Origin of the sequence: Pseudomonas sp. SK (assembly GCF_012975065.1) — a bacterium.
GTDB lineage: Bacteria > Pseudomonadota > Gammaproteobacteria > Pseudomonadales > Pseudomonadaceae > Aquipseudomonas > Aquipseudomonas anuradhapurensis.
The window spans coordinates 4,204,954-4,230,579 of sequence record NZ_CP051857.1; the positions used below are offsets into that span (position 1 = coordinate 4,204,954).

Genomic DNA, 25,626 nt, shown 5'->3' on the forward strand with positions numbered 1-25,626 from the left:
ACCCCAGTGTGTTAAGCAAAAGTATTACGCCGCAATCAGTTCAGGTAAGGGGACCAGGACGGTTCTCTGACTTCGCCTTGAGCGGTAGGAAGTGGGAGCCTCACGCGTCCATTAAGCGACACGAGCATCAAGACTCCCCGGCCCTGCTGGCGGGTGGCGTAGATTAGCATGGTGCCGTTTGGCGCAACAGTGGGAGACTCATCAAGACTTGTCTCCGAGAGAATCTTTACACTTCCGCGCTGCAAATCCTGGGCCGCAACCTTGAAGTTGGTGAAGCCCTGCTGGCGATGGATCATCACCAGGGTCTTTTCGTCCGCCGACAGTTTCGGGTTGGCGTTGTAGTTACCGACGAAAGTGACGCGCTCGGCACCACCGCCACCGACCGACTGCTTGTAGATCTGCGGCTTGCCGCCACGGTCGGAGGTGAAGTACAGGGTGTTGCCGTCCTTGCCCCAGAACGGCTCGGTATTGATACCCGGGCCTGCGGTGACACGGCTGATCTGGCGCGAGGCCACGTTCATCACGTAGATGTCCGGGTTACCGTCCTTCGACAGCACGAACGCCAGGCGGGTACCGTCCGGCGACCAGGCTGGTGCGCCATTGAGGCCTTCGAAGTTGGTGACCTGCTCGCGGCGGCCGGTATCGATGTGCTGGATGAAGATGCGTGGGCGCTTCTGCTCGAACGAGACATAGGCGATACGCTTGCCATCCGGCGCAAAGCGTGGCGACAGGATCGGTTCACGCGATTGCAGCAGGGTCACTGCACGTGCACCGTCGTAGTCCGAACGCTGCAGGGTGTAGCGGGTGTTGTTGGTGGAGAAACGCTCGGCCGTCACGTACAGCATGCGGGTGGAGAACGCACCCTTGATGCCGGTGAGCTTCTCGAACGACTGGTCGGAAATGTAGTGGGCCATGTCACGCAGCTGGTCGACGCTGCCCGCCACGCTGCCGGTCAGCACTTGCTGCTCGGTGGCGACGTTGAACAGCGCGTACTGCACCTGCAGGCGACCGCCCGACGGCACGATGCTGCCGACCATCACATACTGTGCGCCCAGTGCTTTCCAGTCACGGAAGATCACTTCGCTGGCCTGCGACGGCTGGCTGATCATGTTCTGCCGCGGAATCGGCGAGTAGTAGCCGGAGTTGCGCAGGTCGTTACCGATGATGTCGGCCATGTCTTCCGGCAGCACGCTGCCGCCCTGCAGACCGAACGGCACTACCGCGATGGGCGTGGCCCGGTCGCTGCCGCTGGTGACCAGGATGTTCTTTTCCTCTGCCACGGCCATGCCTGCCACGCAGCACAGCATGACCAGCAGCCCTCTCAGACGTTTAATCACAACGCTAGATCCTCAGGTGTAAATGTCATCTTGAACGAACGATATTGGTTGAAATCGCTCGGCTTCATACCCTGCATTTCGGTCAGGCGACCGATGTTCTTCACCGCAGCCACCGCCGAACTGTCATACGGGCCGTCACCACTGGACCGGGCCACGCTGACGTTGGTGATGGTACCGTCCGGCAACATGTTGATCTGCAGGACCACCGTCATGCCCTTGCGCGCGGAAGGCGGACGTGCCCAGCCCTCGGCCGCGCGCAAGCGGATCAGGTCGTCGAAGTCACCGGCCACCTGGTCACCCTGCTCGTCGGCCAGCGCCTGCTGCCGTTCGGTGGTGTCGGACAACAGCTCGGCCAGGGCCTGGGCTTTCTTGTCTTCCGCCGCCTTGCGGGCCGCTTCCTGTGCCTTTTTCTTCTGGGCGTCTGCAGCGGCCTTCTTCTTGGCCTCTTCAGCTGCCTTCTTCTTCGCTTCCTCGGCTGCCGCTTTCTTCTTGGCGTCCTCGGCTGCTTTCTTCTTGGCCTCTTCGGCCGCCTTTTTCTTGGCGTCCTCGGCGGCTTGCTTCTTCGCCTCTTCAGCGGCCTCTTTCTTGGCCTCTTCTTCGGCTTTTTTCTTGGCTTCTTCCTCGGCCTTCTTCTTGGCGATGTCAGCCTGCTGCTTCTCGGCGGCCTTCTTCGCCTCCTCGGCCTTCTTGGCTTCGGCGGCTTTCTTGGCCTCGGCAGCCTTGGCGGCTTCGGCAGCGGCTTCGGCTTTCTTGGCTTCGGCAGCCTCGCGGGCCTCTTCGGCCTTTTGAGCGGCGTCGGCTTTCTTTTGTTCCGCGGCCTTCACGGCCTCCTGCTCGACCTTCTTCTGTTCCAGCTGCTCGACCTCGGTCTGGCGCGAAGCGGTTTTCTTCGCTTCCCCGGCAATCTTCTGATTGGTCTGGGTGGTCGCCTGGCTCTTGGACTTGAGCTGGTACAGGGTAGCCTGAACGATCGGCTTGGATGGCGGCAGCTCAGGCGTCATGGCAAAACTGACGAACAGCAGGGCGAACACCAGCACATGCAGGCCGATGGCCCAGATACTGGGCCAGAAGTAGCTTTCCGAGGCGGATGGCTCTCGCTGTTGCATCAGGGCGCCTCGGTAATCAGGCCAACGTTACCGACACCGGCCTTCTGCAACCCGCCCATGGCACCCATGACCGCGCCATAGTCGACAGCCTTGTCGCCACGAATGAACACCTGGGTCTGCTTGCCCTGGTCACGGCCGGCAGCAATGATCTTGGTCACTGCGTCGGTCATGGCTGGCAAGGTCATGGCCTTGTCCATCTGCTTGTCGGTATCGACTTCGCTGCCGAGGTTCCAGTAATAGGTCTTGTCGGCCTTGATGGAGATGGTGAGGATCTGGACGTTGTTGTCCTGCGGCAAGGCTTCGCTGGAAACCTTGGGCAGGTCGACCTTCACGCCCTGGTTGAGCATGGGCGCCGTCACCATGAAGATGACCAGCAGCACCAGCATCACGTCGATGTAGGGCACCACGTTCATCTCGGCGACGGGCTTGCGTTTGTGGCGAACTCGGGCCATGGGCTTCTACCTGATTACTCTTCGCTGGTGTGCACTTTACGGTGCAGGATCGCCTGGAACTCGTCGGCGAAGGTGTAGTAACGACCGATCAGCACTTCGCTGCGCGCCGAGAAGCGGTTGTAGGCGATGACCGCCGGGATTGCCGCGAACAGGCCGATGGCAGTGGCGACCAGCGCCTCGGCGATACCCGGGGCAACCGTGGCCAGGGTGGCCTGCTGGGCGCTGGCCAGGCCGCGGAAGGAGTTCATGATGCCCCACACGGTACCGAACAGGCCGATGTACGGGCTGGTCGAACCAACGGTGGCCAGGAACGGCAGGCTCTGCTCGAGTTTTTCTTCCTCGCGCGAAATGGCCACGCGCATGGCACGGGCGACGCCTTCCATGACCGCGTCAGGGTCAACCCCCGGCTGCTGGCGCAGGCGCGAGAATTCCTTGAAGCCGGCACGGAACACCTGCTCGACACCGGAATCCGGGTCCGGGTTGCTGCCTGCCTGACGGTACAGCTTGGACAGGTCGATGCCCGACCAGAAGCGCTCCTCGAAGGCATCCAGCGCACGACGACCGGCGCGCAGCATGGTGCTGCGCTGGAAGATCATGATCCATGAAGTGACCGAGGCGGCCACCAGGGTCAGCATTACCAGCTGTACCACCACGCTGGCATTGCTGACCAGACTCCACATGGAGGTATGGTCGACGACGTTAGCTTCCACGCTTATTCTCCTGCGTTCGATTGATTACCCGAGCCGTCCGCCGCAAAGGCGTCGCGCAGCTCCGGGGGTATGGCTCGGGGTTTGAAAGTGTCGGCGCGCACGGCGGCCACCAGGAACTGCCCTTCGCAGAGCAGCGTTTCATCCTTTTCCCGCCAGACCTGCTGCACGAAGCGCAGGCTGGCGCGATTGAGTTCAGTGACATGCGCGGTGACCCGCAGCTCGTCGTCCAGGCGCGCCGGCGCGTGGTAACGCGCTTCGCTGGAATGGACCACGAACAACAGGTTTTCCCCGGCCAGTTGCGCCTGGGAAAAGCCCAGGTGCCGCAGCCGCTCGGTGCGCGCACGTTCCATGAATTTCAGGTAGTTGACGTAATACACCACGCCACCGGCATCGGTATCTTCGTAATAGACGCGACAACGGTGTGCGAACGGTTCCAGGCCATTTTGCGCGCGCATACTCTAGTGCTTACTCCTCAGCTTGCCAATCCGCTGTGGCAACTGTTTTTTCTTCATTAATGTCTTATTGCCAGCGCACCCTCGGCGTGCCAGCGCTAGGACCACGAAAAGCCGTTTTCGATCTGTCAGTCATCGCCCGTTTCGGAAAAATCCCCACCCTCCCCCAGGCGCCCGGGCACATTCAGGCCAAAGTGCAGGTAGGCATGCCGGGTGACCACACGGCCACGCGGGGTACGCATGATGTAGCCTTGCTGGATCAGGTACGGTTCGAGCACATCCTCGATGGTATGACGCTCTTCGCTGATGGCGGCGGCCAGGTTGTCCACCCCCACCGGGCCACCGTCGAATTTCTCGATCATGGTCAGCAGCAGGCGGCGGTCGGAATGGTCGAAACCGCGCTCGTCGACGTCCAGCAGGTTGAGCGCCATGTCGGCCACGGCCTTGGTGATCTGGCCCTTGCCGCGCACCTCGGCGTAGTCGCGCACGCGGCGCAGCAGGCGGTTGGCAATACGCGGCGTGCCACGGGCCCGGCGGGCGATCTCGTAGGCGCCCTGGTCCTCGATGGCCAGGCCGAGGATGCCGGCCGAACGACTGACGATGGTGGCCAGGTCCCTGTCGCTGTAGAACTCCAGGCGCTGGACGATACCGAAGCGGTCGCGCAGCGGGTTGGTGAGCATGCCGGCACGGGTGGTGGCCCCGACCAGGGTGAACGGTGGCAGGTCGAGCTTGATCGAGCGGGCCGCCGGCCCTTCGCCGATCATGATGTCCAGCTGGAAGTCTTCCATTGCCGGGTACAGCACTTCTTCGACGACTGGTGACAGCCGGTGGATCTCGTCGATGAACAGCACGTCGTGCGGCTCGAGGTTGGTCAGCATGGCTGCCAGGTCGCCCGGGCGCTCGAGGATCGGCCCCGAGGTGCTCTTGACCGACACGCCCATTTCCTGGGCGATGATGTTGGCCAGGGTGGTCTTGCCGAGACCCGGCGGGCCGAAGATCAGGGTATGGTCAAGCGACTCGCTGCGGCCACGGGCGGCCTGGATGAACAGCGCCATCTGCTCGCGCACCACCGGCTGGCCGATGTACTCGTCCAGCCGCAGCGGGCGGATCGCACGGTCCTGGACTTCTTCACGGTCGCGGCCACTGGCGGCGATCAGGCGGTCGGCTTCGATCACTTGGTAATCATCCCTTTCAGGCTGCGGCGGATCAGCTCTTCACTGCTCAGGCCAGCCTTGTCCTTGATCGCGGCGATCGCCTTGCTGGCTTCCTGCGGCTTGTAGCCCAGTGAAACCAGGGCGCTGACGGCATCAGCCTCGGCCGTGGAGCTGCTGCTGACCGGCAGCGGCCCATCGGAGACCAGGGTGAACATGGCTGGCGAGGTTTCCCAGGCCTTGAAGCGGTCCTTGAGTTCGACCAGCAGGCGTTCGGCGGTCTTCTTGCCGACCCCCGGCACGCGCACCAACGCCGACGTGTCCTGGGCCTGCACACAGCGCACCAGCTCGTCGACTTCCAGGCCGGACATCAGCGCCAGCGCCAGCTTCGGCCCCACGCCATTGAGGCGGATGAGCTCACGGAACAGCTCGCGCTCGCGCTTTTCGGCAAAACCGTAGAGCAGGTGGGCGTCTTCGCGCACCACCAGGTGGGTGTGCACGGTGACGCTTTCGCCCACCTTGGGCAGACGGTACAGCGTGGTCATCGGCACTTCCAGCTCGTAACCCACGCCGTTGACGTCGATAATCAGGTGCGGCGGCTGTTTCTCCGCCAGGGTGCCGCGCAAACGTCCAATCACGTTCCGATCCTTCCTCTCGGGGAGCCGGTCAAAGACCGCTCAACCCTATCAGCAAATGCGGCGGGTGCACGTATCACCCGCACAAAATGTGTATCAGGGCATGAAGCGCCTACAGACGCAAGCGCCCGCCGCGTCGCCGCGCCGTGGCCAGGCCGTGCGGCACCAGGCTGGAGCGGGTATGCGCATGGCACAGGGCAATGGCCAGGGCGTCGGAGGCGTCGATCTGCGGCTTTTGCGTCAGTTTCAACAGGTGCATGACCATCATCATCACCTGTTCCTTGTTGGCCCCGCCGGTACCGGCTACCGCCTGCTTGACCTGGGTAGCGCTGTACTCGGCGATTTCCAGGCCGGCTTCGGCGGCAGCGACGATGGCCGCGCCACGGGCCTGGCCGAGCTTGAGCGCCGAGTCGGCATTGCGCGCCATGAACACCCGCTCGATGCCCATGGTCACCGGGCCGTGCTGGGCAATGATTTCACCCACGCCGCGGAAAACGATCTGCAACCGCTCATGCAGCTCGCCGCTGCCGGTGCGGATGCAGCCCGACGCCACGTACTCGCAACCGCGGGCGGTCTGGCGCACCACGCCATAACCGGTGATGCGCGAGCCGGGGTCGATACCAAGAATCAGAGTCATAGCGCCTGCATGTTCAAATGTACCGGCCTATTCGCGGGCAAGCCCGCTCCCACCGGGGACGCGCCAGGCCTGAACCTGGTGCGCTCCCTGTGGGAGCGGGCTTGCCCGCGAATAGGCCCGAAAGGCCAAGCGACGATCTTAGCCGAGTTTTTCCATGATCTCGTCGGAGATCTGCGCATTGGAATAGACGTTCTGCACGTCATCCAGGTCTTCGAGCATATCGATCAGCTTGAGCACCTTCTCGGCACCGTCCTGGTCAAGTTCGGCGCTGGTGGTGGGCTGCATGACGATTTCCGCGTCAGCGGCCTTGAACCCCGCCTCTTCCAGGGCATTGCGCACGGCATAGAAGCTGTTGAACGAGGTGAACACCTCGAACGAGCCGTCATCATTGGCCACCACGTCATCGGCATCGGCTTCCATCGCCGCTTCCATCAGCGCATCTTCTTCCACGCCGGGGGCAAAGCTGATCTGCCCCTTGCGCTCGAACAGATACGCCACCGAACCGTCGGTGCCGAGGTTGCCGCCACACTTGGTAAACGCATGGCGCACGGCAGCGGCCGTGCGGTTACGGTTGTCGGTCATGGCCTCGACCATGATCGCCACGCCGCCCGGGCCGTAGCCTTCGTAGCTGAGCTCTTCGACGTTGTCGCTTTCGTTGGTGCCAGCACCACGGGCCACGGCGCGGTCGATGATGTCGCGGCTCATGTTGGCGCCCAGCGCCTTGTCCAGCGCCAGGCGCAGGCGCGGGTTGGAGGCCGGGTCAGGGCCGCCCTGCTTGGCGGCGACCGTCAGCTCGCGGATCCACTTGGTGAAGATCTTGCCTCTCTTGGCATCCTGGCGCTCTTTGCGGTGCTTGATGTTCGCCCACTTGGAATGACCAGCCATAACGACTCCGAATCCTTTGAATCACAAACAGCCCCGCCCCTGTACGGGGCGGGACGGGAAATTGCCTGCGCCGAAACGCAAAGGCGCATCCCTGTGGATGCGCCCGAGGACTGCTTACTCGACCTTGGTCTGTTCGCGCAGTCGGATGTGCAGCTCGCGCAGGGCCTTGGCGTCGACCATGCCAGGGGCCTGGGTCATGACGCACGCGGCGCTCTGGGTTTTCGGGAAGGCGATCACTTCACGGATCGACTGGGCGCCGGTCATCAGCATGACCAGGCGGTCCAGGCCGAAGGCCAGGCCACCGTGAGGCGGAGCGCCGAACTTCAGGGCGTCGAGCAGGAAGCCGAACTTCTCTTCCTGTTCTGCCGCTTCGATGCCCAGCAGGCGGAACACGGCCTGTTGCATCTCCTTGCGGTGGATACGGATCGAACCGCCACCCAGCTCGGTACCGTTCAGGACCATGTCGTAGGCACGCGACAGGGCTGCGGCCGGGTTGGCCTCGAGCTCTTCCGGGGTGCACTTCGGCGCGGTGAACGGGTGGTGCAGCGCAGTGAAGCTGCCGTCTTCGTTCTCTTCGAACATCGGGAAGTCGACCACCCACATCGGCGCCCACTCGCAGGTCAGCAGCTCGAAGTCGTGGCCCAGGCGGATACGCAGCGCGCCCAGGGCTTCGCTGACCACCTTGAACTTGTCGGCACCGAAGAACACGATGTCGCCGTCAACCGCACCAACGCGGTCGAGGATGGTATTGAGGTTGGCCTCGGGGATGTTCTTGACGATCGGCGACTGCAGGCCTTCGACGCCCTTGGCGCGCTCGTTGACCTTGATGTAGGCCAGGCCCTTGGCACCGTAGATGCCGACGAACTTGGTGTACTCGTCGATCTTGCTGCGCGGCATGCTGGCACCGCCTGGCAGGCGCAGGGCGGTAACACGGCACTTCGGATCGTTGGCCGGGCCGGCGAACACCTTGAAGTCCACGTCCTTCAGCTGGTCGGCGACGTCGACCAGTTCCAGCGGGATACGCAGGTCCGGCTTGTCGGAACCGTAGCGGCGCATGGCTTCTTCGAAGGTCATGTGCGGGAATTCGCCGAATTCCAGGTCCAGCACTTCCTTGAACAGCTTGCGGATCATGCTTTCGGTCAGGCCCATGATCTCGCTTTCATCGAGGAAGCTGGTCTCGATGTCGATCTGGGTGAATTCCGGCTGGCGGTCGGCCCGCAGGTCTTCGTCACGGAAGCACTTGGCGATCTGGTAGTAGCGGTCGAAGCCGGCGACCATCAGCAGCTGCTTGAACAGCTGCGGCGACTGCGGCAGGGCGAAGAAGCTGCCGGCGTGGGTACGGCTTGGCACCAGGTAGTCACGCGCGCCTTCCGGGGTGGCCCGGGTCAGGATCGGCGTCTCGACATCGAGGAAGCCGTTTTCGTCGAGGAAGCGACGGATGCTGCTGGTGATGCGCGAACGCAGGCGCAGCTTGTCGGCCATTTCCGGGCGACGCAGGTCGATGAAGCGATAACGCAGGCGGGTTTCCTCGCCGACGTCGGAGTATTCGTTGAGCGGGAACGGCGGGGTTTCCGCTTCGTTGAGCACGTTCAGCTGGTAGCCGAGAATCTCGATGGCGCCGGACGCCATGTTGGCATTCACCGCACCCTCAGGGCGCTTGCGCACCTTGCCGGTGATCTGCACGACGTACTCGCTGCGCACGCGGTCGGCAGCGGCGAAGGTTTCGGCGCGATCCGGGTCGAACACGACCTGGGCCATGCCTTCGCGGTCACGGATGTCGAGGAAGATCACCCCGCCGTGGTCGCGGCGACGATGGACCCAGCCGCAAAGGGTGACTTCCTGGCCGTCCAGGCTCTCGTTCAGTTGGCCGCAATAATGGCTGCGCATCATGATGGTGGTTTCGCTTCTCGTGATTCGTGTATTCGGTGGAGGCCTTGGCCGCCCGGAGGGCTAATACTGCAAGACCCGGTCACAGCATTCAACTCAGTCGGCCTTGTCGCCGCCTGCCAGATTCTTTTTCGCCCCGGTCTTGAAGTCGGTTTCGTACCAACCATTACCGCTCAGGCGGAAGCCTGGCACCGACAGCAGCTTCTTCAGCGCCGGCGCCTGGCAGGCCGGGCAATCGGTCAGCGGCGCGGCGCTGATCTTCTGCAGCACTTCCATGCGGTGCTCGCAGGATGCACATTGATAGTCATAAAGGGGCATGGGTGTCTCTCGTCAACCATAACGCTGGCTGCCGGGGCAGCAAAAAGCGGGATTATATATGGTTAGCAAGCACTGCGCAGCCCGCCCGGCGATCAGCGCACGCTTGGCGGGTCCTGCAGCCAGGCGACGCAGATCACCCGGATCAACCCGCTGAAGTTGCGCACCCCACCCTGGCGCAGGTGCACTTCGCGGTCGACGTAGGACAGCACGGCGCTGACCGAACAGCGGTTGGCCGCAGCGATGCGTTCGAGGATACCCCAGTAGACGGCTTCCAGGCGCAGGCAAGTGGAAAAACCGTTGAGCCTTACCGAACGCGACACCGGCTGGGTCTGCTGCATGTCGAAATCCGCCTTGAACGGATCGATGCACTGTTTACCGGGCCAACGCCCCTGGCCAGCCACACGCTTGCTCGCTTGCATCATGCGCCACTCCTCCTCGTCACAGGTAGCAGGTGGCCTATGAAGCGCTGACGAGCGCGGTTAGAGCAGCGGCAAAATGTTCCTGATCAGAATCCACGACGGATGTGCGCCAGGCAGGAGCGGCCTTGCGTCGCGATGGGCTGCGCAGCAGCCCCGGCGATTGGTGCACTCACGCTGAACCTTGGGGCTGCTGCGCAGCCCATCGCGACGCAAGGCCGCTCCTACAGACAGACTGGCAATTACTGGCCGTCGAGCAGCACCCGCAGCATCCAGGCCGTCTTCTCATGCACCTGCATGCGCTGGGTCAGCAGGTCGGCGGTCGGCTCGTCACTGACCTTGTCCACCACCGGGAAGATGCTGCGCGCGGTACGCACCACAGCCTCCTGCCCCTGCACCAGCTGGCGGATCATCTCGTCTGCAGGTGGTACCCCTTCCTCCTCCTTGATCGAGGAGTGCCGCGCATAGAAGGCATAGGACCCCGGCGCCGGGAAGCCCAGGGCGCGGATGCGCTCGGCGATCGAGTCGACCGCCAGCGCCAGCTCGTTGTACTGCTCCTCGAACATCAGGTGCAGGGTGCGGAACGACGGGCCGGTGACGTTCCAATGGAAGTTATGGGTTTTCAGATACAGCACATAGGTATCCGACAACAGGCGGGACAGCCCATCGACGATGGACTTGCGATCTTCTTCACTGATACCGATATCGATTGCCATGAAGTTCCCCTTTCCATAAGGCTTGAGACTCAAGCGGGTGCCGACCACTTTAGCAACACTTGACGCAGGGTGCATGCGACATGGCGCAGCACAGCGCCTCGCAGCCTGTGGTTTGAGTAGCCTGCGGCTTTACTGTTAAATAGGCAGCGTGCCACCCGTGCGGACTGTCATTGCCGGGTGCATAGGCCGGCCTGTCACGTGTTCGCGCTCTATACCTCATGCGCACCGCGCCGCCGGCTCTTCCTGTGACCAGCCTTATCAACTGTGAGCCAACCCATGTTCAAGATCGTCCATCTGGTGACGGGCGTGGCAGCCTTGCTGCTATCGCTCATACCCAGCCTGAAAACCGATGCAACTCCCTTCCTGCAACAACCCGATGCGGTCTACCTGGCCCTGCTCGGCCTGCTCAACCTGATCCTGGCCCCGGTGCTGCCGCTGTACTACCGCGGCGCCCGCCAGCAGTTGCAGCACCTGGCTTGCGCGCTGCTGGTGGTGGCGGTGGTACTGCAGACCCTGACCCTGCTGGCCCGCCCGGAAATGGGCAACCTCGCCGCACTGGTCTGCGCCGCCCTGGCCGTGGCCGCACACCTGGCCGCAGGCCTGGCCCGCAGCCCGCGCAAGGCACGCGCCAGCCAGCCCGCCACGCAGGATTCCGGCAACCGTGATACCGGTACCGTCAAGTGGTTCAACACGTCGAAAGGTTTCGGCTTCATTTCCCGCGATTCGGGCGATGATATCTTCGTGCACTTTCGCGCCATTCGCGGCGAAGGCCACCGCATCCTGGTCGAGGGCCAGCGCGTGGAGTTTTCGGTGATGCACCGCGACAAGGGCCTGCAGGCCGAAGACGTGGTCGCTGTGACCCGCCGCTGATCATCTGCAACGGCTATCCCTGCAAGGCGGGCTCGCCGGCCTTGCAGGGTTGCTGCTCATCCAGCCGTATCGGCTTCAATAATGAGGCGGCGGCGCCTCTTCCCCTTCGTTGCCGTACTGGCCGACCATCTCTTCGTAACGCTTGATCAGCTCGGTCATCTGCAATTGCAGGCGCTCGATCACCCGCGCCTGCTCGACCACAACGTCATTCAGCGCCTGGATGGTGTCATCCTGGAACGCCTGGCGGGTTTCCAGCTCGACCACTCGCATTTCCAACGACATATCAGGCCTCTAGGTAACCTTCGAGTTTCAATTCACCCAGGCGCTGGCGTATGGCTTGCACCTGCTCGTCGCCATACGCCACCGCCGGGCACTTGCCCCACACCGGCGCAGGCCAGGCAGCGTCGTGGTGGTGACGCACGATTACGTGCACATGCAGTTGACTGACCACATTGCCAAGGGCGGCAACGTTCATCTTGTCGGAGTTGTAGCTGGCCTTCAGCGCCCCGGCCAGGCAGCTGGCCTCCTGCCACAACTGTTGCTGGTCCGCCGCATCCAGTTCGAACACCTCACTGATACCAGCGCGCCGGGGCACCAGGATGAACCAGGGGTAGTTGGCATCCTTGCTCAGCAGCAACTGACACAGCGGAAAATTTCCCAGCACCAGGCAATCCTGCTGCAAACGCGAATCGAGGACGAACACGGCATATCTCCTTGAGGCAGAACCCACCCGCTACACGCGGAATACAGGGCAGCAAGGATACCTTGCACGTTCCCGGTAACACAGCGCTACTTTTCGCACCAAAATGAGGCCTGCGACACCTCACTCAGCCCCCATAAATGACTCTGGTTGAACTAGTTGCGGTAACACATTGACTTTCATGACAGCTTTTTTATTTTTAATGATTCTCGACTGCAATAGCCTCACAACCCGCTTCGCCCCGTGTTTACGGCACTTTCCGACCCCCGGTAGCAGATTTTGTGAAAATTTCATGAAGTGTTGCGTATTTTGAGCACGCTTGTTGCATTCCCTTCACGCCAAGTCGGCACGACATCTGCTACGGCAGCTGTACGCGACAAATGACAACAGCGGCATTGGTTACCAGGGAGTTGCCGCGCCTGCCTGCATGTACAGATGCAAGGCGGCGACGGAAACAACGCTGGCGTTGTACGACCCTTTACCGGGGCGTGATTTGCGACATGGAAACACCTGTAAGCGACATGGCAAAAAAGTTCCGTAAAGGATGCATATAGCCATATCGCCAACAACAGTCAGCGTGCTATACATTTTCGCCGACATAACAAGAAAGAGCTGCACCATATAACTAGAACAGATGGCCGCAGCGGTACTCTTCCTAAAAAACCAAAGGAGCAAATCACGATGCGCGTGATGAAGTGGAGCATGATCGCCCTGGCCGTTGCGGCAGGCACCTCGCAGTTGGCTTTGGCCTCGTCCCAGGACGAATCCAAAGGTTTCATCGAAGACAGCAAGCTGAGCGTCAAGACCCGCATGCTGTACTTCAGCCGTGATTTCCGTAACAACGATCGGGATCCAATCACTGGTGATCGCCAAAGCCGCCGCGAAGAAACCGGCCTGGGCTTCCTCGGCACCTTCGAGTCCGGCTTCACCCAAGGCACCGTGGGTGTGGGTGTCGACGCCATCGGCATGCTCGGCCTGAAGCTGGACAGCGGCAAGGGCCGCGCCGGTACCGGCCTGTTCCCGACCGGCTCCGACGGCCGTTCGGAAGACGAGTATTCCAAGGGTGGCGGCGCGGTCAAGTTCCGCGTCTCCGACACCGTGCTGAAAGTGGGTGACCAGTTCACCGCATTGCCGGTCTTCGCCACTGACGACAGCCGCCTGCTGCCAGAAATCGCCCAGGGCACCCTGATCACCAGCAACGAGATCAAGGGCCTGACCCTGCACGCTGGTCACTTCACCAGCCTGACCGCCCAGGAGCAGACCGACCGTGACAGCCTGCGCCTGAAGGAAGCCAACGTAGTCGGCGGTACCTACGCCATCACCGACACCCTCAGCACCAGCCTGTACTACTCGAAGGTCGAAGACTACTGGCGCAAGTACTACGCCAACGTCAACTGGGCACTGCCGATTTCCGACAAGCAAGGCCTGGTGTTCGACTTCAACATCTATGACACCAAGAGCGAAGGCTCGGCCGACTACCGCGCCTTCGATGGCGACAAACTGGACAACCGCGCGTTCAGCCTGTCGGGCGCCTACAACATCGGCGCTCACACCTTCACCCTGGCCTACCAGAAAGTCAGCGGCGACGGCGACTATGGCTACGGCGTCGACGGTGGCGGCACCATCTTCCTGGCCAACTCCGTGGCCCGTTCCGACTTCAACGCCGAAGACGAGAAGTCCTGGCAGGCTCGCTACGACCTGAACTTTGCCGAGTACGGCATTCCGGGCCTGACCTTCATGACCCGTTACGTACGCGGTACCGACGCCAACGTCGCCGGCACCAGCAACGGCAAGGAATGGGAACGCGACGTCGACGTCAAGTACGTGCTGCAGGAAGGCCCGGCGAAAGACCTGAGCTTCCGCGTGCGCCAGGCTACCTACCGCTCTTCCGACGGCGTCTACTACGGTTCCTCGTCGATCGACGAACTGCGCCTGATCGTGGAATACCCGCTGAGCATCCTGTAAGCCTGGCTTGCAGTGCCCCGCACCTGAAAAAGCCCGGCGATCACGCCGGGCTTTTTCTTGGCTGACAAGCGTTACGCCCTGGGGCATCCTGTACGCCTTCGTTTCGCCCCCGTACAATGCGGGGTCATTTCAATGTCTTAGGCAATCGACACGGCTCACCATGCGCACCAGTCAATATTTGCTCGCCACCCAGAAAGAAACCCCTGCCGACGCAGTGGTCATCAGCCATCAGCTCATGCTGCGTGCCGGCATGATCCGCAAACTGGCCTCCGGCCTGTACACCTGGCTGCCGATGGGCTTGCGGGTGATGCGCAAGGTCGAGGCCGTGGTGCGTGAGGAAATGAACGCCGCCGGCGCCCTGGAAGTGCTGATGCCCAGCATCCAGCCCGCCGAACTGTGGCAGGAATCCGGCCGCTGGGAACAGTACGGCCCCGAGCTGCTGCGCCTGAAGGACCGCCACCAGCGCGACTTCTGCGTCGGCCCGACCCACGAAGAAGTCATCACCGACCTGGCCCGCAACGAGCTGTCCAGCTATAAACAGCTGCCGCTCAACATGTACCAGATCCAGACCAAGTTCCGTGACGAGATCCGCCCGCGCTTCGGCCTGATGCGCGGCCGCGAATTCATCATGAAGGACGCCTACTCGTTCCATGCCGACCAGGCTTCCTTGCAGGAAACCTACGACCGCATGCACCAGGCGTACACCAACATCTTCACCCGCCTGGGCCTGGACTTCCGCCCAGTGCAGGCCGACACCGGTTCCATCGGTGGCAGCTACTCGCACGAATTCCACGTGCTGGCCGAGTCTGGCGAAGACGACGTGATCTTCAGCGACAGCTCCGACTATGCCGCCAACATCGAGAAGGCCGAGGCCATCCCACGGGAAACCGTGCGCCCTGCGCCTACCGAGGAGCTGCGTCTGGTCGACACGCCGAACGCCAAGACCATCGCCCAGCTGGTGGAAAACTTCGGCCTGCCGATCGAAAAAACCGTCAAGACCCTGATCGTGCATGGCGCAGAACAGGGCAAGCTGGTTGCGTTGATTGTGCGTGGCGATCACGAACTCAACGAAATCAAGGCCGCCAAGCTGGAACAGGTAGCCGACCCGCTGGTCATGGCCAGCGACGCCGAACTGCGCGAGGCCATCGGTGCCGGCGCTGGTTCGCTCGGCCCGTTGAACCTGCCGCTGGAAATCATCATCGACCGTTCGGTTGCCCTGATGAGCGACTTCGGCATCGGTGCCAACATCGACGACAAGCACTACTTCGGCGTGAACTGGGAGCGCGACCTGCCGGTGCCACAGGTTGCCGACCTGCGTAACGTGGTCGAAGGCGACCCGAGCCCGGACGGCCAGGGCACCCTGGTGATCAAGCGCGGCATCGAAGTGGGCCACATCTTCCAGCTGGGCACCAAGTACAGCGAGGCACTGAAGTGCCAGGTACTGGGCGAAAACGGCAAGCCGGTCACCCTGGCCATGGGCTGCTACGGTATCGGCGTGTCCCGCGTGGTTGCCGCTGCCATCGAGCAGAACCACGACGACAAGGGCATCATCTGGAATGACGCCCTGGCCCCGTTCCAGATCGCCCTGGTACCGCTGCGCTACGAAACCGACGTGGTCCGCGAGGCGACCGACAAGCTGTACGCCGAGTTGACCGCCGCCGGTTACGAAGTGCTGCTGGACGACCGCGACAAGAAGACCAGCCCCGGCATCAAGTTTGCCGACATGGAGCTGATCGGCATCCCGCACCGCATCGTCGTCAGCGATCGCGGCCTGGCCGAAGGCAACCTGGAATACAAGCACCGCACCGAGCAGGACGCCCAGGCATTGCCGCTCGCCGAAGTGCTGACCTTCCTGCAGGCCCGCGTTCGCCGCTGATAACCAATGCACGAGTGATCATGTACAAGCGAAGTACCTTTACCCTGGGGGGCGCCGCACTGTGCGGCGCCCTGCTCGTCAGCGGTTGCGCCAACCAGATGTCCCAGCGCAGCGACCATGAGGAGCGCGTCGAGCGCAAACTGCTCGAGCACACCCTGCAGATCGATGTCGGCGAGCCGAAGGTGATGGAGCTTCCGCAACGCCGTGTGCGTGTGCATGAGCAGCAGCGCTTCGAAGTCACCGAGTTCGAAGTCACCCGCCGCTATGACCGCTATACGCCCTACCAGCCCTGGCGGGAGATCTACGAGATCCCGCTGGGGGCAGTGGCCGTGGTGGCGGGCGTCGGCGCCAACGTGGTCAACGTCTTCGCCCTGGGCAATCTGCCGGACAGCATCACCCACGACTGGCTCAGCTATGGTGTGGACGGGCTCAACCCGTTCATGAACGTGCCGTCCAACGGCCGTGCCCAGCAGAACCTGGCCGGGATCAGCGAAGTGCAGAAGGGCAAGCGCGAGGAATCCACCAGCGTGCCGTGGAGCGAACGCCTGGTCGAAGTCAAGGCCGGCAGGATGACCCACGAGCTGACCACCGACAGGAATGGCGTGCTGCGCCTGAACCTGCTCGACAGCCCGTTCTCCGAGCAGAACCTCAACCACATCGGCACCCTGCACCTGCAGGTGGTCGACGAGGACAACGCGGTACGTGGCGATGCCAGCCTGCTGGTCAGCGCCACCCTGCGCAACAAGTTGCTCGAGGCCCACGAATTGATCTTCGATGACCTTGAGGACGACGACGTCGGCCAATGGGTACACCGGGTCAAGCGCCTGTCCGAACTGGGCCTGGAAGAAGAAGCCAGTGAAATGGAGCAGAGCCTGATCGAGCTGACCCGCAACGATCCGGAGCTGCAGCAGGAGTTTCTGCAGTCGCTGACCAAGGCCACTGGCCGCCTGGTCGCTGACCCTGGCGCGCAATAACCGGCATTACGCATTCCCTTGTAGGAGCGGCCTTGTGTCGCGATGGGCTGCGAAGCAGCCCCGGCAATTCATGCATCAAGGCTGAAATCATGGGGCTGCTTCGCAGCCCATCGCGACACAAGGCCGCTCCTACAGGGGCCGCGTTAAATTGGCGGGCCATTTATCGAGGCGGGAACAGCTCCAGCTGCTCATGCGCCCCGCGCAAATCGCGCAACCTCACCCCCACCCCCAGCAAGCGTACCGGCTTGCCACCACGGGCAAACGCCTGCCCCAGCAATTGCCGATAACTCTCCAGGTCCCGACCTGCCCCGGCCTGCTCCAGGGTGGTCTGGCTGAAGTCATGGAACTTGACCTTGACGAAGGGTTTTTCCGGCCGGTAACTGCTGTCCATGCGGGCGATGCGCTCGTCCAGGCTGGCCAGCAGTTCGGGTAACCGAGCCAGGCAACTGGCCAAATCCGGCAGGTCGGTGTCGTAGGTGTTTTCCACGCTGACTGACTGGCGGCGGCTGTCATTGTGCACTGCACGCTCATCGATACCGCGCGCCAGCCCCCACAAGCGCTCGCCAAAACTGCCGAACTCTCGCACCAGCGCCAGCCGCGACCATTCGCGCAGCTCCAGGCAGGTGTCGATCCCCAGCCGCGCCAGCTTGTCTGCCGTCACCTTGCCCACCCCGTGCAACCTGGCCACCGGCAAGGCCGCGACGAATGCTTCCACTTCGCCCGGGGTAATCACGAACAGCCCGTTGGGCTTGCGCCAGTCACTGGCGATCTTGGCCAGGAACTTGTTCGGCGCCACGCCAGCCGAGACAGTGATATGCAGGGTGCGGGCGACGCGGCGACGAATATCCTCGGCGATGCGCGTGGCACTGCCCGAATACCACTGGCTGTCCGTCACATCCAGGTATGCCTCGTCCAGCGACAACGGTTCGATCAGCTCGGTGTAGTCACGGAAGATCGTGTGGATTTCCCGCGAGGCCTCACGGTAGGCCTCGAAGCGCGGCTTGACGATCAACAGGTCGGGGCACAGTTTCAGGGCATGCCGTGAGGACATGGCCGAACGCACACCATAGGCGCGCGCCTCATAGTTGCAAGTGGCAATCACCCCACGGTGATCCGGGGAGCCCCCTACGGCCATGGGCCGTCCGGCCAGGCGCGGGTCGTCACGCATTTCGATGGCGGCATAGAAGCAATCGCAGTCGACATGGATGATCTTGCGCAAGGACATGGATGACCGTCAGCACTGTAAATTCATACAGATAGTATCGCATGCGTACTGTTATGAAACAGCTCACCCGCGTCGGCACGCGATAATCGGCCTGAAAGCCCCGTCGTGCCTGAGCTGCACGCGACTGAAGACGCTAAGGGTTTGAACAAAAAAGGTTTTTCCGCAACATTTGCTTGACAATGGGAGGCAAATCCGTAGAATTCGATCTCACAGGCGCGGGATGGAGCAGCCTGGTAGCTCGTCGGGCTCATAACCCGAAGGTCGTCGGTTCAAATCCGGCTCCCGCAACCAGATTCGAGAAAAGGCCACTGTTAACGCAGTGGCCTTTTTCTTTGTGCGCAGAAAACCTCTGCCAGCAAAAATGCTCGAGAAATCAAACGTTAGCGCTTGACACCCCCGCCACACACTGTAGAATCCGCCCCACTGACGCGGGATGGAGCAGCCTGGTAGCTCGTCGGGCTCATAACCCGAAGGTCGTCGGTTCAAATCCGGCTCCCGCAACCAGATTCAAGAAAAGGCCACTGTAGACACAGTGGCCTTTTTCTTTGCCCGTGAAAATGTGCATCGCTAGCCTGAAACGCAAAAACCTTGACAGCGACCGCTCAAGCTGTAGAATGCGCCCCTCTGACGCGGGATGGAGCAGCCTGGTAGCTCGTCGGGCTCATAACCCGAAGGTCGTCGGTTCAAATCCGGCTCCCGCAACCATATTCGTCAGAACAAACCCCGCCTGTGTAACAGCAGCGCGGGGTTTGTTGCTTTTCCCTCCCCTGCTTTTCGTCGCTGCCGTTTTCCCCGTCTTGCCGCCAACCCGCAAGCTTGAGGGCACGCACCGAGGATGAACTATCTTTAACCCTGCCAGCCCGCTGAAAATGCCGGAGGCCGGAGTAACATTGGATACGTTTTTCTAAGGGACTATCACTTGGCCATCTCTTCCGTTCTCCTCGCGCTGCCAGCCCGGGGCAATCCATGACTTCGCACAATCCCGAAACGCCGGCACCGCTCGCCTCGGCACTGCCCGGTGCCGCGCAGCGCCTGCCCTTGCTCGAACGCCTGAGCCGCTATCGCCAGCCGATTGGCCTGATGGTGACCCTGGTATTGTTCGCCATGGCCTTGATCGCCTGCCGCCACCTGCTGAGCGAGCTGGACATCTATGCCCTGCACGATGCCATGCTCAGCGTGCCAGCCCAGGCATTGCTGGGTGCGTTGCTGGCCACCGTGCTCGGCTTCGTCATCCTGCTGGGTTACGAATGGTCGGCCAGCCGCTATGCCGGCGTGCATTTGCCGGCGCGCAGCCTGGTGCTGGGCGGCTTCAGTGCCTTTGCCATCGGCAACGCCATCGGCCTGTCGATGCTTTCCGGTGGTTCGGTGCGCTACCGCCTGTATGCACGGCAAGGGGTGGGCGCAGGCGAAGTGGCACGGATGACCGTCTTCGCCAGCCTGTCACTGGGTTGCGCGCTGCCACCGCTGGCGGCCCTGGCGACCTTGACCGACCTGCCGGCAGCCTCGGCCGCCCTGGGCTTGCCAGCTGGCTTGCTGGCAGCTGTTGCCGCCGCCGTGCTGCTGCTGTGCGGGGTAATGGTGGTCGGCTTGTACCGCCGACGCCTGGCCGAGCAGCCCTTGGCCGACAACCTGCTGGTACAGCTGGGCCGCCGCACGCTGCGCCTGCCCGGCGCGCGCCTGGCCGCCATGCAACTGCTGATCACTGCGCTGGATGTCGCTGCGGCTGCTACCGTGCTGTATCTGCTGCTACCCGAAGCCCCGCCGTTCGGCGCCTTTGTTCTGGTGTACCTGCTGGCCCTGGCCGCAGGTGTGCTCAGCCACGTACCGGGCGGCGCCGGGGTATTCGAAGCGATCCTGCTGGCAGCCTTTGCCGACCAGCTCGGCGCGGCCCCGCTGGCGGCGGCCTTGCTGCTGTATCGGCTGATCTACGTCGTGCTGCCCCTGCTGCTGGCCTGCGTGTTGCTGCTGGCCAACGAAGCCCGGCGCCTGCTGTTCGCGCAGCAGGCGATCAAGGCGGCTTCCGGGCTGGCGGCGCCAGTTCTGTCGATCCTGGTATTCCTCTCCGGCGTGGTGCTGCTGTTTTCCGGGGCCACGCCCGAGATCGACACGCGCCTGGAGCACATGGGTTTCCTGGTGCCGCACCGCCTGATCGATGCCTCGCACTTCGGCGCCAGCCTGATCGGCGTGCTGTGCCTGCTGCTGGCCCAAGGCCTGCGTCGACGCCTGTCCGCCGCCTGGCTGCTGACCACGGTACTGTTGCTGGTCGGCGCGCTGCTGTCGCTGCTCAAGGGGTTCGACTGGGAAGAAGCCAGCCTGCTGACCTTCACCGCCGCCCTGCTCGCCCTGTTCCGCCGTTCTTTCTATCGCCCCAGCCGCTTGCTGGAACTGCCGTTCTCGCCAGTGTTCCTGGTGGCCAGCGCCTGCGTGGTCGGGGCATCGGTATGGCTGTTGCTGTTCGCCTACCAGGATGTGCCCTACAGCCATCAGCTGTGGTGGCAGTTCACCCTTGATGCCGACGCGCCACGTGGCCTGCGCGCCGCCATGGGTAGCGCACTGCTGCTGGCGGCCGTGGCCCTGACCTGGTTGCTGCGCACCGCACCGCCTGTGATCCACCTGCCCGATGAACAGGAACTGCAGCGCGCCAACCGCATTCTGCTGGCCTCTGACCAGCCCGATGGCGGCCTGGCGCTGACCGGCGACAAGGCGCTGCTGTTCCACCCGGGCGACAACGCCTTCCTCATGTACGCGCGCCGTGGCCGCAGCCTGGTGGCCCTGTATGACCCGATCGGCCCGGCCCAGGAACGCGCCGAGATGATCTGGCAATTCCGTGACCTGTGCGACCTGCACCACGCCCGGCCGGTGTTCTACCAGGTGCGCGCCGAGAACCTGCCGTTCTACATGGACATCGGCCTGACCGCGCTGAAGCTGGGCGAAGAAGCCCGGGTCGACCTGCGCCGTTTCGACCTGGAAGCCAAGGGCAAGGAGATGAAGGACCTGCGCTACACCTGGAACCGCGGCAGCCGTGACGGTTTGAGCCTGGAAATCCACGAACCCGGCCACGCCCCGCTGGCAGAGCTGAAGGAAATTTCCGATGCCTGGCTCGACGGCAAGAACGTCCGCGAGAAAGGCTTCTCGCTGGGGCGCTTCAGCCCAGAGTACCTGCAGCACTTCCGCATTGCCCTGATCCGCTTCCAGGGCCGCCCGGTGGCCTTTGCCAACCTGCTGGAAACCCACGGCAAGGAACTGGCCAGCCTCGACCTGATGCGCGCACACCCCGAGGCGCCGAAGCTGACCATGGAATTCATGATGATCGGCCTGATCCTGCACTACAAAAGCCATGACTACGCCCGCTTCAGCCTCGGCATGGTACCGCTTTCCGGCCTGCAGCCGCGGCGTGGCGCGCCGCTGACCCAGCGCCTGGGTTCGATGGTGTTCCGCCGCGGCGAGCAGCTGTACAACTTCCAGGGGCTCCGTCGCTTCAAGGACAAATTCCAACCGGACTGGGAACCCCGCTATATGGCCGTGCCGGCCGGGCTTGACCCGCTGGTGGCACTGGCCGACACCGCCGCCCTGATCGCAGGCGGCTTGACTGGATTGGTGAAACGTTGATGACCCGTCGCTTTTGGCTGTACTTGCTGATTCCCCTGCTGCTGGCCGCCCTGGGGGGTGCGCTGGCGTTCTGGCTGTGGACGCGCCCGGCCCCCGAGGCGCGCCTGGAGCAACTGAGCATCAATGACACGCCGATTACCCGTGTGACGCCAGGCGTGCACCCCAAGGCCCGGGTGGCCATCGGTGTGCCGCAGGACCAGGCACTGACCGACAAGCAGCTGCTGGACTTGGCCAAGGCCGGCGAAGCGCAACTGGTGCAGGTGATCCTGCCGCCCAATGACTGCAGCAAGCAGCAGCAAGCCATGGACCAGGCCCTGGCCCAGTTGCCGCAGAAGCCGACCCTGGTTGCCGGTATCGGCCCTGGCGCGGCCCAGGCCTGGCGCTGGCTGGCCAGCCAGAACGACGACAAGGCGCGGGCGATTTCCGTGGACTTCAACCTGGAACAACCCGGCTGCCAGGCGCCCCTGCCGAAATCGGCTGCCCACGGCCACTGGAATGTCGCCTGGAACGACAACCCGGATGACGCCAGCGCCGCTTTCGTGCGTGACCAGGCCAATGCTGAAACCAGCATCAGCGACTACGACATCCACCTGCCCCAGGTGCTCAAGGCGCAACTGACCCAGGCCCTGGTCGGCCACGACGGCAACGCCTTGGCCATCCCGGTGGTCGAGGTACCTGCCGGACAGACCACCGACACGGTCACCCTGTTCCTCTCGGGTGATGGCGGCTGGCGTGACCTGGACCGTGACGTGGCCGGGGAAATGGCCAAGCTGGGCTACCCGGTGGTAGGCATCGACACGCTGCGCTACTACTGGCAGCACAAGACCCCGGAACAAAGCGCCGCCGACCTGTCCGAGCTGATGCAGCATTACCGGCAGAAATGGGGCACCAAGCGCTTCGTGCTGACCGGCTATTCGTTCGGTGCCGACGTGCTGCCGGCGATCTACAACCGCCTGCCGGTCGAGGACCAGCAGCGTATCGACGCGGTGATGCTGTTGGCCTTTGCCCGCAGTGGCAGCTTCGAGATCGAAGTTGAAGGCTGGCTCGGCAAGGAAGGCCAGGAAGCCCCGACCGGGCCGGAAATGGCCAGGCTGCCGGCGTCCAAGGTGGTGTGCGTGTACGGCGTCGAGGAAACCGACGAGAGCGGCTGCACCGACAAGACCGCGGTAGGCGAGCGTCTGAAGCTGCCGGGTGGGCACCACTTCGACGAGAACTACCCGGCACTGGCCAAGCGCCTGATCGGCGAGATCGAGACGCGTCAGGGCAAGTCGAACGTGGCTGCACAGAACTGATAGCCCCTGAGGCCCATTCGCGGGCACGCCCGCTCCCACAAGCCGCGATCACCGGCATAGCCGGTGCCAGCCACCGCGCCGCCTGTTCGCGGATAAATCCGCTCCTACAGTTTGAACACCGTACCCGTAGGAGCGGCTTCAGCCGCGATCACCGGCACAGCCGGTGCCAGCCACCGCGCCGCCTGCTTCGCGGATAAATCCGCTCCTACAGTTTGAACACCGTACCCGTAGGAGCGGCTTCAGCCGCGATCACCGGCACAGCCGGTGCCAGCCACCGCGCCGCCTGTTCGCGGATAAATCCGCTCCTACAGTTTGAACACCGTACCCGTAGGAGCGGCTTCAGCCGCGATCACCGGCACAGCCGGTGCCAGCCACCGCGCCGCCTGTTCGCGGATAAATCCGCTCCTACAGTTACCGCCGTAAGCGCCCGCGCCTGCCCTGAAAATCAGATCTCGACCTGGGTCCCCAACTCGATCACCCGGTTCAACGGCAGGTTGAAGAAACGCAGGTTGCCGTTGGCGTTCTTCAACAGGAATGCGAACAGGTTGCCGCGCCAGCGCGACATACCCTCCAGCCGCGATGCGATCACCGTCTCGCGGCTGAGGAAGTAGGTGGTACGCATCGGGGTGAAGTCCAGCTCGTCCAGGTGGCACAAGCGCAACGCCGCCGGCACATCCGGTTCATCCATGAAGCCAAAGTGCAACAGCACGCGGAAGAACCCGTCGCCATAGGCCTCCACCTCAAAACGCTCCTGCTCCGGCACCCGCGGCCGGTCCTCGCTGACCACCGTCAACAGCACCACCTGGCTGTGCAGCACCTGGTTATGCAGCATGTTGTGCAACAGCGCATGGGGCACGGCATCGGAGCGCGCCGTGAGGAACACCGCCGTGCCTTCGACCCGGTGCGGCGGCTGGATGCGGATACTGCTGATGAACAGTTGCAGCGGCAGCGCGCCTTCGTCGATACGCTCCATCAGGATCTGCTTGCCGCGCTTCCAGGTACTCATCAGCAGGTACAGCACGCCCCCTGCCAGCACCGGGAAGGCACCGCCCTGGGCAATCTTCGGCACGTTGGCAGCAAAGAACAACCCGTCGACCAGCAGGAACCCCAGCAGAATCGGCACTGCCAGCAGCGGCGGCCACTTCCACAGCAGCAGCATCACCGCCGACACCAGGATAGTGGTCATCAGCATGGTACCGGTCACCGCCACGCCATAGGCCGCCGCCAGGGCGCCGGACGACTCGAAACCAACCACCAGCAATACCACGCCGACCATCAACGTCCAGTTGATCGCGCCAATGTAGATCTGCCCCTGTTCGTCACTGGAGGTGTGCTGGATCTGCATCCGCGGGATATAGCCCAGCTGGATGGCCTGGCGGGTCAGGGAAAACGCCCCGGAGATCACCGCCTGCGAAGCAATCACCGTGGCCAGGGTCGCCAGGCCGACCATCGGCAGCAGCGCCCAGCCCGGCGCCAGCAGGTAGAACGGGTTACGGGCGGCCTCCGCATCCTGCAGCAGCAACGCGCCCTGGCCAAAGTAGTTGAGCACCAGCCCCGGCAGCACCAGGGCAAACCAGGCCCGGGCGATCGGCTTGCGGCCAAAGTGGCCCATGTCGGCATACAGCGCCTCGGCACCGGTCAGCGCCAGCACCACCGCCCCGAGAATGGCGACGCCCATGCCGGGGTGAACCACGAAGAAGTTCACCGCCCAGATCGGGTTGAATGCCTTGAGCACTTCCGGGCTCTGCGAGATGCCATACACCCCCAGCGAGCCCAACGCCACGAACCAGGTGACCATGATCGGGCCGAACAGCTTGCCGATCTTGTCGGTGCCGTGCTTCTGCACCAGGAACAGCGCTACCAGTATCACCAGCGAAATCGGCACCACCCAGTGGTCGATGCCCTCGAACGCCAGGCCCATGCCTTCCACCGCCGAGAGTACCGACACGGCCGGGGTGATCATGCTGTCGCCGTAGAACAGCGAAGCCCCAATCAAGCCGCACACCACCATCAGCGTGCGCAACCGCGGGTACGCCGCCGTGGCCCGCCGCGCCAATGCGGTCAGTGCCATGGTGCCACCTTCGCCCTGGTTGTCGGCACGCAGGATGAACATCACGTACTTGAACGACACCACCCATAACAGCGACCAGAGGATCAGCGACAGAATCCCCAGCACGCCGTCATGGTTGACCGGCACCCCGTAACCGCCGGTGAAGACTTCCTTGAGGGTATATAACGGGCTGGTACCGATATCGCCATAAACCACCCCGACCGCTGCCACCAGCAGGCTCAGCGACCGTGTCGCGCCCTGCTTCCCCTCGTGCCCGCCCTCGGCGTGACTGCTTGCCTGAACCATCGACCACTCCCGCAGACGGCCTTGTAGACCTTGGTATTCTCAATTCCTGCCCAGGCT

The 25,626-nt window shown here is 63.1% G+C and carries 23 protein-coding genes and 3 tRNA genes; 9 read left to right on the top strand and 17 right to left on the bottom strand.

Features of this window, described 5'->3' with window-relative positions; translation table 11 throughout:
• Nucleotides 1-35: 35 nt before the first annotated feature.
• The 13 genes from tolB to HG549_RS19320 form a co-directional block, all read right to left on the bottom strand.
• On the bottom strand, nt 36-1,307 hold the full coding sequence (gene tolB / locus HG549_RS19260; RefSeq protein WP_189665511.1) for a Tol-Pal system beta propeller repeat protein TolB: 1,272 nt from the start codon (nt 1,305-1,307) through the stop codon (nt 36-38).
• Between the two features lie 26 nt (nt 1,308-1,333).
• Entirely contained in the window at nt 1,334-2,443 is a 1,110-nt protein-coding gene (gene tolA / locus HG549_RS19265; protein WP_170031552.1) for a cell envelope integrity protein TolA, read from the bottom strand.
• Nucleotides 2,443-2,895, bottom strand: coding sequence for a protein TolR (gene tolR, locus HG549_RS19270; protein WP_003254760.1), 453 nt, complete (start codon nt 2,893-2,895; stop codon nt 2,443-2,445). Before tolR ends, tolA begins: the two co-directional genes overlap by 1 nt.
• Nucleotides 2,896-2,909: 14 nt before the next feature.
• Entirely contained in the window at nt 2,910-3,605 is a 696-nt protein-coding gene (gene tolQ / locus HG549_RS19275) for a protein TolQ (protein WP_170031555.1), read from the bottom strand.
• A gap of 2 nt (nt 3,606-3,607) precedes the next feature.
• Complete coding sequence (gene ybgC / locus HG549_RS19280; RefSeq protein WP_170031559.1) at nt 3,608-4,060, bottom strand: tol-pal system-associated acyl-CoA thioesterase; 453 nt, start codon at nt 4,058-4,060, stop codon at nt 3,608-3,610.
• 125 nt (nt 4,061-4,185) lie between these two features.
• Nucleotides 4,186-5,232: a Holliday junction branch migration DNA helicase RuvB gene (ruvB, locus tag HG549_RS19285; RefSeq protein ID WP_170031562.1), complete on the bottom strand. Its 1,047-nt coding sequence runs from the start codon at nt 5,230-5,232 to the stop codon at nt 4,186-4,188.
• Nucleotides 5,229-5,846, bottom strand: coding sequence for a Holliday junction branch migration protein RuvA (ruvA, locus tag HG549_RS19290; protein ID WP_170031565.1), 618 nt, complete (start codon nt 5,844-5,846; stop codon nt 5,229-5,231). Before ruvA ends, ruvB begins: the two co-directional genes overlap by 4 nt.
• Before the next feature lie 109 nt (nt 5,847-5,955).
• Nucleotides 5,956-6,480 carry a crossover junction endodeoxyribonuclease RuvC gene (gene ruvC / locus HG549_RS19295; protein ID WP_004375291.1) on the bottom strand — a complete coding sequence of 175 codons (525 nt, stop codon included), beginning with the start codon at nt 6,478-6,480 and terminating at the stop codon, nt 5,956-5,958.
• A 138-nt stretch (nt 6,481-6,618) separates the two neighbouring features.
• Nucleotides 6,619-7,365 carry a YebC/PmpR family DNA-binding transcriptional regulator gene (locus HG549_RS19300; protein ID WP_170031567.1) on the bottom strand — a complete coding sequence of 249 codons (747 nt, stop codon included), beginning with the start codon at nt 7,363-7,365 and terminating at the stop codon, nt 6,619-6,621.
• A 114-nt stretch (nt 7,366-7,479) separates the two neighbouring features.
• Nucleotides 7,480-9,255 carry an aspartate--tRNA ligase gene (gene aspS, locus HG549_RS19305; protein ID WP_015271474.1) on the bottom strand — a complete coding sequence of 592 codons (1,776 nt, stop codon included), beginning with the start codon at nt 9,253-9,255 and terminating at the stop codon, nt 7,480-7,482.
• 93 nt (nt 9,256-9,348) lie between these two features.
• Entirely contained in the window at nt 9,349-9,570 is a 222-nt protein-coding gene (locus tag HG549_RS19310; RefSeq protein ID WP_003254776.1) for an FmdB family zinc ribbon protein, read from the bottom strand.
• 92 nt (nt 9,571-9,662) lie between these two features.
• Complete coding sequence (locus HG549_RS19315; RefSeq protein ID WP_170031570.1) at nt 9,663-9,992, bottom strand: ribbon-helix-helix domain-containing protein; 330 nt, start codon at nt 9,990-9,992, stop codon at nt 9,663-9,665.
• A 236-nt stretch (nt 9,993-10,228) separates the two neighbouring features.
• Nucleotides 10,229-10,702 carry a Dps family protein gene (locus HG549_RS19320; protein WP_170031573.1) on the bottom strand — a complete coding sequence of 158 codons (474 nt, stop codon included), beginning with the start codon at nt 10,700-10,702 and terminating at the stop codon, nt 10,229-10,231.
• A 276-nt stretch (nt 10,703-10,978) separates the two neighbouring features.
• On the opposite strand from HG549_RS19320, the gene HG549_RS26145 reads away from it, so the two are divergent.
• Nucleotides 10,979-11,572 (top strand): cold-shock protein, encoded by a 594-nt coding sequence (locus HG549_RS26145; protein WP_170031576.1) that lies wholly within the window; start codon nt 10,979-10,981, stop codon nt 11,570-11,572.
• Between the two features lie 75 nt (nt 11,573-11,647).
• On the opposite strand, the gene HG549_RS19330 is transcribed toward HG549_RS26145, so the two are convergent.
• Together HG549_RS19330 and HG549_RS19335 are read right to left on the bottom strand one after the other, a co-directional pair.
• A complete protein-coding gene (locus tag HG549_RS19330) occupies nt 11,648-11,854 on the bottom strand; it encodes a SlyX family protein (RefSeq protein WP_170031579.1) in 207 nt (68 codons plus the stop codon).
• A gap of 1 nt (nt 11,855) precedes the next feature.
• Entirely contained in the window at nt 11,856-12,275 is a 420-nt protein-coding gene (locus tag HG549_RS19335; protein ID WP_170031582.1) for an HIT domain-containing protein, read from the bottom strand.
• A 678-nt stretch (nt 12,276-12,953) separates the two neighbouring features.
• On the opposite strand from HG549_RS19335, the gene HG549_RS19340 reads away from it, so the two are divergent.
• The 3 genes from HG549_RS19340 (at nt 12,954) to HG549_RS19350 (ending at nt 17,087) form a co-directional block, all read left to right on the top strand.
• Nucleotides 12,954-14,237, top strand: coding sequence for an OprD family porin (locus HG549_RS19340; protein ID WP_170031585.1), 1,284 nt, complete (start codon nt 12,954-12,956; stop codon nt 14,235-14,237).
• A gap of 160 nt (nt 14,238-14,397) precedes the next feature.
• Entirely contained in the window at nt 14,398-16,113 is a 1,716-nt protein-coding gene (locus HG549_RS19345) for a proline--tRNA ligase (RefSeq protein WP_170031588.1), read from the top strand.
• A gap of 20 nt (nt 16,114-16,133) precedes the next feature.
• Entirely contained in the window at nt 16,134-17,087 is a 954-nt protein-coding gene (locus tag HG549_RS19350) for a hypothetical protein (RefSeq protein WP_170031591.1), read from the top strand.
• A 160-nt stretch (nt 17,088-17,247) separates the two neighbouring features.
• On the opposite strand, the gene dinB is transcribed toward HG549_RS19350, so the two are convergent.
• Nucleotides 17,248-18,306 (bottom strand): DNA polymerase IV, encoded by a 1,059-nt coding sequence (gene dinB, locus HG549_RS19355; RefSeq protein WP_170034257.1) that lies wholly within the window; start codon nt 18,304-18,306, stop codon nt 17,248-17,250.
• Between the two features lie 220 nt (nt 18,307-18,526).
• Here dinB and HG549_RS19360 point away from each other — a divergent pair.
• From HG549_RS19360 to HG549_RS19380, 5 genes are all read left to right on the top strand, one after another.
• A tRNA-Met gene (locus HG549_RS19360) sits at nt 18,527-18,603 on the top strand.
• A gap of 136 nt (nt 18,604-18,739) precedes the next feature.
• Nucleotides 18,740-18,816: transfer RNA gene (locus tag HG549_RS19365), tRNA-Met, on the top strand.
• Nucleotides 18,817-18,940: 124 nt separating this feature from the next.
• Nucleotides 18,941-19,017 (top strand) — tRNA-Met (locus HG549_RS19370).
• A gap of 261 nt (nt 19,018-19,278) precedes the next feature.
• Nucleotides 19,279-21,921, top strand: coding sequence for a bifunctional lysylphosphatidylglycerol flippase/synthetase MprF (gene mprF / locus HG549_RS19375; protein WP_170031594.1), 2,643 nt, complete (start codon nt 19,279-19,281; stop codon nt 21,919-21,921).
• A complete protein-coding gene (locus tag HG549_RS19380; protein ID WP_170031597.1) occupies nt 21,921-23,213 on the top strand; it encodes a virulence factor family protein in 1,293 nt (430 codons plus the stop codon). The genes mprF and HG549_RS19380 overlap by 1 nt, the downstream gene beginning before the upstream one ends.
• A 445-nt stretch (nt 23,214-23,658) precedes the next feature.
• On the opposite strand, the gene HG549_RS19385 is transcribed toward HG549_RS19380, so the two are convergent.
• Complete coding sequence (locus HG549_RS19385; protein ID WP_170031600.1) at nt 23,659-25,569, bottom strand: potassium transporter Kup; 1,911 nt, start codon at nt 25,567-25,569, stop codon at nt 23,659-23,661.
• Between the last annotated feature and the right edge of the window lie 57 nt (nt 25,570-25,626).